The 8,480-nt window shown below is 61.5% G+C and carries 6 protein-coding genes; all 6 read left to right on the top strand.

Features of this window, described 5'->3' with window-relative positions:
* The first annotated feature begins 329 nt into the window (after nucleotides 1-329).
* The 6 genes from rpmE to I2E13_RS10660 all read left to right on the top strand — a co-directional run bounded on the left by rpmE (nucleotide 330) and on the right by I2E13_RS10660 (nucleotide 8,021).
* Complete coding sequence (rpmE, locus tag I2E13_RS10685; protein WP_006235303.1) at nucleotides 330-755, top strand: 50S ribosomal protein L31; 426 nt, start codon at nucleotides 330-332, stop codon at nucleotides 753-755.
* A gap of 307 nt (nucleotides 756-1,062) precedes the next feature.
* The gene (gene secA, locus I2E13_RS10680) at nucleotides 1,063-3,870 is read left to right on the top strand and encodes a preprotein translocase subunit SecA (protein WP_195405096.1); all 2,808 of its coding nucleotides are present in this window, start codon (nucleotides 1,063-1,065) and stop codon (nucleotides 3,868-3,870) included.
* Entirely contained in the window at nucleotides 3,870-5,018 is a 1,149-nt protein-coding gene (gene prfB, locus I2E13_RS10675; protein ID WP_195405095.1) for a peptide chain release factor 2, read from the top strand. Before secA ends, prfB begins: the two co-directional genes overlap by 1 nt.
* A 130-nt stretch (nucleotides 5,019-5,148) precedes the next feature.
* Nucleotides 5,149-6,039, top strand: a complete 891-nt coding sequence (locus I2E13_RS10670) for a YitT family protein (RefSeq protein WP_117583025.1) — start codon at nucleotides 5,149-5,151, stop codon at nucleotides 6,037-6,039.
* Between the two features lie 208 nt (nucleotides 6,040-6,247).
* Nucleotides 6,248-7,078, top strand: coding sequence for a transketolase (locus I2E13_RS10665; protein ID WP_195405094.1), 831 nt, complete (start codon nucleotides 6,248-6,250; stop codon nucleotides 7,076-7,078).
* 1 nt (nucleotide 7,079) lies between these two features.
* Nucleotides 7,080-8,021: a transketolase family protein gene (locus I2E13_RS10660; protein ID WP_195405093.1), complete on the top strand. Its 942-nt coding sequence runs from the start codon at nucleotides 7,080-7,082 to the stop codon at nucleotides 8,019-8,021.
* The last annotated feature ends 459 nt before the right edge of the window (nucleotides 8,022-8,480 follow it).

The following is an 8,480-nucleotide window of genomic DNA, read 5'->3' as shown; positions in this document are numbered from 1 at the left end:
GAATCCGGCGCATCCGCGTTGGCGCGATTGGCGAAAATACGTTGGTGAAAATGGTGAAAAATATATTGACGCTAACATTCCGGCCCCTCTGGGGTTGCCTACCCGGATTCGCGCCTCAGGACTCAGCGCAACGCGTTGCGCTGAGTCCTGAGCCTGTTGCAATGAAGATGAGAATCAAGGTCAGATTCGTGTCGTTCCGAAAAGACCGTGAACCTTTTGTGGGACACGCGGCGCCGTGGTACCATAGCCGAGTTTGTTGTCTTGGTCGGAAACCAAGACGCCTTATGCGCTGATCGGTAACCAGCGCCTGACTAATAAGGAGTCCTACCATGAAGCAGGGTATCCATCCCCAGTATGTCGAGTGCACGGTGACGTGCTCCTGCGGCAACACCTTCAAGACGCACGCTACCGTGTCCGAGATGAAGGTCGAGCTTTGCAACGAGTGCCACCCGTTCTACACCGGCCAGCAGAAGTTCGTCGACACCGGTGGACGCGTCCAGCGCTTCGCCGACAAGTTCGGTGGCGCCGCTGCCGCCCAGCTCAAGAAGGCTGAGGAGGCCAAGGCTGCCAAGGCCGCCAAGGCTGCTGAGGCCGAGGCCGCTCGCAAGGCCGCCGCTGAGGCTAAGGCTGCCGAGAAGGCTAAGCGTGCCGCTAAGTTCGCCGAGGAGGCTGCCAAGCAGGCTGCCGAGGCTCCCGCAGAGGCTCCCGTCGAGGAGGCCGCTGCCGAGGCCGAGACCACCGAGGCTGCTGAGTAAATAGCTCGCCGCGGAATCGCTCGCATTCATGGCATGAGGGCCGTGCATCCACTTGGGTGCGCGGCCCTTTTCTTTTTATTGGTGCAAGCTAACCTGTCCCCGTGGCACCAAATGGCAGAGAGACGGCGTTTGCTCAGATAAAACTTGCCAAAATAAACCTGTCCCATTGTGGCAGGTTGGTCATAGTTATTACGTGGCGGTCGAGGTCGACCGTATAGGCCGCGCCTTGTTTGGCTAAAGTACAATCATCTGTGTTTAACTCGCCCGCAGCTGCACGGCGTGGGCGATGGCCAAAAAGGAAAACCACATGGGATTCATGTCAAAGCTGCTGTCCTTTGGATCCGATAAGGACCTTAAGCGCTACTACAAGATCGTCGACCAGATCAACGGTCTTGAGCCCCAGTTTGAGAAGATGACCGAGGAGGAACTCCGCGGCCAGACCGATAAGTTCCGCGAGCGTTACGTCAACGGCGAGTCGCTCGACGACATGCTCCCCGAGGCTTTTGCCACCGTGCGCGAGGCTTCCAAGCGCATCACGGGCATGCGTCACTTTGACGTACAGCTCATCGGCGCCATGGCGCTTCATGAGGGTCATATCGCCGAGATGAAGACCGGCGAAGGCAAGACGCTCGTCTCCACGCTGGCCGGCTACCTCAACGCTATTGCCGGCAAGGGCGTGCACGTCGTTACCGTCAACGATTACCTTGCCAAGCGCGACTCCGAGTGGATGGGGCGCATCTATAAGTACCTGGGCATGACCGTCGGTCTTCTCCAGAACAACATGCCGCTCGAGCTTAAGCGCCCGGCCTACCAGGCAGACGTCACCTACGGCACCAACTCCGAGTTCGGTTTCGACTACCTGCGCGACAACATGGTCACTCGCCCCGAGCAGCGCGTGCAGCGCGGCCACCATTACGCCATCGTCGACGAGGTCGACTCCATCCTGATCGACGAGGCACGCACCCCGCTCATCATCTCGGGTGCCGGCACCAAGTCCGCCAGCACCTACAAGGACTTCGCGCGTGCCGTGCGCGGCCTGGAGCGCGGTGAGGACGTGTCGCACGACATGCTCACCGCCACCGAGGACGTCGAGCCCACGGGCGACTTCGTCATGGACGAGGCCAAGCACACCATTGCCGCCACCGAGCGCGGTCTTAAGAAGATCGAGCGCCGCCTGGGCATCGAGGACATCTATGCCGATCTCTCCGGCCAGCTGGTCAACCACCTGCAGCAGGCGCTGAAGGCCCAGTACATGTTCCATCGCGACAAGCAGTACGTGGTCACCAACGGCGAGGTCAAGATCGTCGACGAGTTCACCGGTCGCATCATGGAAGGCCGCCGCTACTCCGAGGGCCTGCACCAGGCCATCGAGGCCAAAGAGGGCGTGCTCGTGCGCGAGGAGAACCAGACGCTGGCCACCATCACCCTTCAGAACTACTTCCGTCTGTACGACAAGCTCTCCGGCATGACCGGTACGGCACTCACCGAGGATGCCGAGTTCCGCGAGATCTACAAGCTGCCCGTCGAGGTCATCCCCTCCAACAAGCCCGTTCAGCGTGTCGACCACGAGGACCTGGTGTACCGCACCATCCAGGCCAAGTACAACGCCGTTGCCGACGACGTCGAGCGACGTCACGCCAAGGGCCAGCCGGTCCTGGTGGGCACCGTCTCCATCGAAAGCTCCGAGAAGCTGTCGGCCGCCCTTACCAAGCGCGGTATCGCGCACGAGGTCCTCAACGCCAAGCATCACGAGCGCGAGGCTCATATCGTTGCCCAGGCCGGACGCTACGGCGCCGTGACCATCGCTACTAACATGGCCGGTCGTGGTACCGACATCCTGCTGGGCGGCAACCCCGACGAGCTGGTGCGCGAACGCCTTGAGTACGAGGGCCTGACCATGGAGGACGTGACGCCCGAGCAGCTCGAGCAGTTTAACGCCGAGGCCAAGGAGACCTGCAAGGCCGAGCGCGAGCGCGTGCTTGCCGCCGGCGGCCTGACCGTCATCGGCACCGAGCGCCATGAGTCCCGTCGTATCGACAACCAGCTGCGCGGCCGCTCCGGTCGTCAGGGCGATCCGGGCGAGACTCAGTTCTACTTGTCGCTCGAGGACGACCTCATGCGCCTGTTCGGCGGCGACAAGATGGACCGCGTCTCCAAGATGATGGTTACCGCCGACATGGGCGACGACATGCCCATCCAGCACAAGATCATCTCCAAGGCCGTTGAGAGCGCCCAGCACAAGGTCGAGAGCATCAACTTCTCCATGCGCAAGAGCGTTCTTGAGTACGACGACGTCATGAACAAGCAGCGCCAGGTCATCTACGCCGAGCGCAACAAGATTCTGGACGGCAAGGACCTGACCGACCACATCACCGAGGTCATGCACGACACCGTGTACCGCTGCGTGCAGGAGTTCTGCACCAAGGACAGCCACGATGGTGAGCGCGACCTGGAGGGCCTGCGCAAGTGGGTCGTGGAGCTCACCGGGCATATCGATACGCCCAAGTTCCCCGACGAGGACTTCGAGGCCCTGGCTGCCGATGTCCTGGCATACGTTGAGAAGTGCTACAACATGAAGGCCGAGCGCCTGGGTGAGGACCTCATGCGCGAGCTCAACACTCAGGTCATGCTGCGCGTCATCGATACCCGCTGGATGAACTACCTGCAGGAGATGGACTACCTCAAGACCGGTATCGGACTGCGCGGCTTTGGCCAGCGCGACCCGCTGGTCGAGTACAAGACTGAGGCTTATGGTGCCTTCCAGATGCTCGTTGACACCATGTACGAGGATTACCTGCGCACCGTTCTGCGCATCGAGATCAAGGCCGCCCCGCAGGCCGTGGAGCACAAGGAGGACCCCGCGCTCGAGGGTGCGCGCTTCTCCGGCCCCGCCGACGTCGATGGCGACAACGGCAGCTCGGTGCTGCGCAAGCAGGCACAGGTTCAGGCTCGTACGGCCGTCCAGGGAGGCCCGGCTGCTGTCAACAACGGCGGCAAGGTGACCACCTACCGCAAGTCCGAGAGCGATGACCCTTATGTCAACGTGGGCCGCAACGACCTTTGCCCCTGCGGCAGCGGCAAGAAGTTCAAGTACTGCCACGGCAGGAATCGTTAATGGCCGAGGCTTTAGAGGTAACGCCCGCCGAGCTGGACGCGTTTGCGGACCGGCTCGGCGAGGTCGAGTCGTATCTTCATTTGGACGAGAAGCGCACGCGCGTGACCGAGCTCGAGGCAAAAAGCGTGGCCCCCGGCTTTTGGGATGACGCCGACGCCGCTCGCGCAACCATGGAGGAGATCGCTCGCGCCAAGGAAGATATCGCTGCCGTGGATACCGCGCGCGGCGAGCTATCTGACGCCCGCGCGGCGCTGGAGCTTGCCGAGGAGATGGGCGACGACCCCGATGCCGCCGCATTGCGCGAGGAGGCTGCCGCTACGGCAGAACGCCTGGCCCGCGCTATCGACGAGCTCGAGCTTTCGAGCTGGTTTACCGGTGAGTTCGATCACGGCGACGCGATTGTGACCATCAAGCCCGGACAGGGTGGCCTGGAGGCGCAGGACTGGACCTTCATGCTCTTTAAGATGTACATGAAGTACTGCCAGCGTCGCGGCTGGAAGGTCACCATTAACGACTGTCCCGCGGCTGAGGTCATCGGCATCGACCGTGCGACCTTTACCGTCGAGGGCAAGGACGCGTTTGGCATGCTGCGCGCCGAGGCCGGCGTTCACCGCCTGGTACGCATTAGCCCCACCGATGATAAGAAGCGCCGCCAGACCACGTTTGCCGGCGTCGAGGTCATTCCCGTGTTGCCTGACGATATCGACATCGAGATCAGTCCCGACGATATCCGCGTGGACGTGTATCACGCGAGCGGCCCGGGCGGCCAGGGCGTCAACACCACCGACTCTGCCGTACGCGTGACGCATTTTCCCAGCGGCATCGTTGTCACTTGCCAAAACGAGCGCAGCCAGATTCAAAACAAGGCCGCGTGCATGCAGATTCTCAAGGCCCGTCTGTACGAGATCGAGCTCGAGAAGCGCGCCGAGGCCCTGGATGAGATTCGCGGGCCCAAGACCACGATCGGTTTTGGCAACCAGATTCGCAGCTACGTGCTCTACCCGTATCAGATGGTCAAGGACCTGCGCACGGGCGTGGAGACCAGCAACGTCGAGGCCGTTCTCGACGATGGCGATCTGGATCCGTTTGTGATCGGCTACCATCGTTGGGTAACCGGCAACGCCGATGCGGAAGCATCGTCTGCCTAGGCACATGATTGGCTCCGGGTCGATGCAAACACTTCGCAGGGGTGGTATTTGCCCGGTGAATCGGTAGAATCGAATACAGCAAGAAGTTCAAAGCGCACTCGTTTGGGTGCGCTTTTTTGAGGGAGGCAGCATGGCATATCGTCTGGACATCAAGCGCATTCTTTCGATGAACTTCTTTCATGACTTGCCCAAGATTATGTTTGGCTGCGCCCTGGCAGCTATCGCGACGGACCTGTTTTTGATCCCCAACGGCCTTGCCGCCGGCGGCGTCACAGGCCTTGCCACCATTATTCAGGCGGTCGGCGCCTCGCATGGCATATCGCTTCCCGTCGGTATCCAGACCATCGTGATGAATGCCTTGCTGCTGCTGGTCGTTATGCGCGAGGGTGGCATGTTCTACGTGGTGCAGACGGCGACCGGTTTTGTGCTGCTGGGCTTTTTCACCGACCTGTTCGCTCCGTTTGTGGCGCCGCTGGCACATGCCGACCTGATGCTGCCCGCTATGTGGGGCGGCATTATCACGGGCATCGGGTATGGCATGGTGTTGCGCGCCGGTGCCAACACCGGCGGCTCTGACACGATCGGCCAGATCATCTCGCGCAACACATCGCTGCCGGTTGGCTCGACCGTCATGGCGATCGATGTTGCCGTGTGCGCGCTGTCGGCCCCGGTCTTTTCGGTCGAAAACGCGCTGTATGCGGGCCTTTCGATGGTCATTAGCGGCTACGTGATCGATGCCGTGGTCGACGGTGGCAACAGGCGCCGTATGGTGCTCATCATCTCGGACAAGTTTCCCGATATCGCGGCCGACATCATGTATGGCCTGGGCCGCGGCTGCACCAAGTTTAGGGCGACCGGCATGTACTCGGGTGCCGAGAAGCCGGTGATCATGGTCATTGTGAGCCGCCGCGAGCTCAACACCCTCAAAACGATCGTGCGCGAGCGCGATCCTCACGCCATTGTGACGGTCGCCGACGTTACGGAAACCTTCGGTGAGGGATTCAAGGACATTAACGCGTAGGGCCGACTGCGTTCCATCCAAAAGACGTTCACATTGATAAACCGTTTCATCAGCGGTTCTGCCTGCTCAATTGTTCAAATAATGATAAATACTCTGGTAAAGCTTCCAGTTTCCAGCATAATGAATGACGTACGTGCATCGCGGCTGTGTTGGGACTACCTTTCCGTGCCGTGCGCATCTTGTCTTAAGAGGATGAAAGGAAGGCACAATGAGCGACGAAGAGCTCAAAAAGGTTGCCAACGAGGTAAGGAAGGGCATCGTCACCGGCGTGCACGCTGCCAAGTCCGGCCATCCGGGCGGTTCGCTCGGCGCTGCCGACATCATGACCTATCTGTACTTTGAGGAAATGAACGTCGACCCGGCCGATCCCCGCAAGGCCGACCGCGATCGCTTTGTGCTTTCCAAGGGCCATTGCGCTCCGGGTCTGTACGCCGTGCTCGCCGAGCGCGGGTTCTTCCCCAAGGAGGATCTCAAGACGCTGCGCCACATCGGCAGCCATCTGCAAGGTCACCCCAACATGAACGACACCCCGGGCGTTGACATGTCCACCGGTTCGCTCGGCCAGGGCATCTCCGCCGCCGTGGGCATGGCCGTTGCCGCCAAGCACTGGGGCGACGACTATCGCACCTACGCCCTGCTGGGCGATGGCGAGAGCGAGGAGGGCCAGGTCTGGGAGGCCGCCATGTTTGCCGGCAACCAGCAGCTCGACAACCTCTGCGTGATCGTCGACCACAACGGCCTGCAGATCGACGGCCCCGTCGAGGAGGTCAACGACCCCATGCCGCTCGCCGACAAGTTCCGCGCCTTCAAGTTCCATGTGGTGGAGCTCGCCGACGGCAACGACTTCGATCAGATTCGCGCCGCCTTTGCCGAGGCTCGCGCCACCAAGGGTCAGCCGACCGCTATTATCGCCGAGACCACCAAGGGCAAGGGCGTTTCCTTTATGGAGAACCAGGTTGGTTGGCACGGCAAGGCCCCCAACGATGAACAGTTTGAGCAGGCCATGGCAGAGCTCACGGCCGCCGGAGAGGAGCTCTAGGATGGCAGACGTCAAGAAAATCGCCACGCGCGTAAGCTACGGCGAGGCCCTCGTCGAGCTCGCCAACGAGCACGACGACTTTGTGGTCCTCGACGCCGACCTGGCCGCCGCCACGCAGACCGGCAAGTTCAAGGCAGCCTGCCCCGACCGCTTCTTCGATGTGGGCATTGCCGAGAGCAACCTGATGGGTGTTGCCGCCGGTATCGCGACCACCGGCCGCGTAGCCTTTGCGAGCACTTTTGCCATGTTTGCCGCCGGCCGCGCCTTTGAGCAGGTTCGCAACTCCATCGGCTACCCGCACCTCAACGTCAAGATCGGCGCCACGCACGCCGGTATCTCGGTGGGCGAGGATGGCGCCACGCACCAGTGCTGCGAGGATATCGCTCTCATGCGCGTCATCCCCGGCATGACCGTTATCGTTCCCGCCGACGACGTGGAGGCTCGTGCCGTGACGCGCGCCGCCTACGAGTGCGACGGCCCCGTGTATATGCGCTTCGCCCGTCTGGCCTCGCCGGTTATCAACGACCCCGAGACCTACAAGTTCGAGGTAGGCAAGGGCATCGTCATGCGCGAGGGCACCGACGTCACCATCATCGCCTGCGGTCTGATGGTCGGCGAGGCTCTCGAGGCCGCCGAGCAGCTCGCTGCCGAGGGCATCGATGCCGAGGTCATCAACATGCACACCATCAAGCCCATCGACGCCGAACTGATCGTCAAGAGCGCCACCAAGACCGGTCACGTCGTGACCGTCGAGGAGCACTCCGTGATCGGTGGCCTGGGCAGCGCCGTTGCCGACGTCCTGTGTGAGCAGCGCCCGACGCCACTCAAGAAGATCGGCGTCAACGACACCTTCGGCGAGTCCGGCCCGGGCGCCGAGCTCCTGCACAAGTATGGCCTGGACGCCGCCAACATCGTGGCAACCACCAAGGAGTTCTTGGCATAAGGCAAGACGAGGCAAAGTATCGTCTCAACAACCACATCCAAGCCAGAACAGGGGCATCCCCAAAGAGGGCGCCCCTGTTTTTGTTGAATTTAAATTAGAGTCCTGCCAAGCAAAGGTCCCATGGGGAAACGGGCCCATCCCAACAAAGTGCAATTCAGACCCTTCCAACTTTGTATGCGCAGCATTTCAAGTTGGTGCGTCGGTCCCATAGTAGCCGCAGGCCGGGCGCAGGGTTACCTCCCAAATCTTTCCGCAGCGCAGGCCGGCGTTTGTCCGCAGCTCCGCAGGAGCAGGACAAATGCCGGCCATGCGCGAGGACGATTTGGGAGGTAACCCTGCGCCCGGCCGGTGGGATCCCAAAGCCCGCCATGCTTCTTATGTGGGTTGATTTTCAATCTCAGCGCAACAGCCTGAACGGACCCCGCGTTTCCGCAGCTAGCGCAACGCGGAAATAGCCCC

The sequence above is a fragment of the Collinsella aerofaciens genome, from assembly GCF_015554145.1.
GTDB classification, from domain to species: Bacteria; Actinomycetota; Coriobacteriia; order Coriobacteriales; family Coriobacteriaceae; genus Collinsella; species Collinsella aerofaciens_AA.
The sequence above is the reverse complement of the archived record's forward strand: the minus strand, read 5'-3'. Positions and strand labels throughout refer to the sequence as shown.

What these genes read in the sequence shown, in the direction of transcription:
- rpmE (WP_006235303.1), top strand. Translation starts at nt 330, where the DNA reads ATGAAGCAGGGTATCCATCCCCAGTATGTCGAGTGCACGGTGACGTGC.
- secA (WP_195405096.1), top strand. Translation starts at nt 1,063, where the DNA reads ATGGGATTCATGTCAAAGCTGCTGTCCTTTGGATCCGATAAGGACCTT.
- prfB (WP_195405095.1), top strand. Translation starts at nt 3,870, where the DNA reads ATGGCCGAGGCTTTAGAGGTAACGCCCGCCGAGCTGGACGCGTTTGCG.
- I2E13_RS10670 (WP_117583025.1), top strand. Translation starts at nt 5,149, where the DNA reads ATGGCATATCGTCTGGACATCAAGCGCATTCTTTCGATGAACTTCTTT.
- I2E13_RS10665 (WP_195405094.1), top strand. Translation starts at nt 6,248, where the DNA reads ATGAGCGACGAAGAGCTCAAAAAGGTTGCCAACGAGGTAAGGAAGGGC.
- I2E13_RS10660 (WP_195405093.1), top strand. Translation starts at nt 7,080, where the DNA reads ATGGCAGACGTCAAGAAAATCGCCACGCGCGTAAGCTACGGCGAGGCC.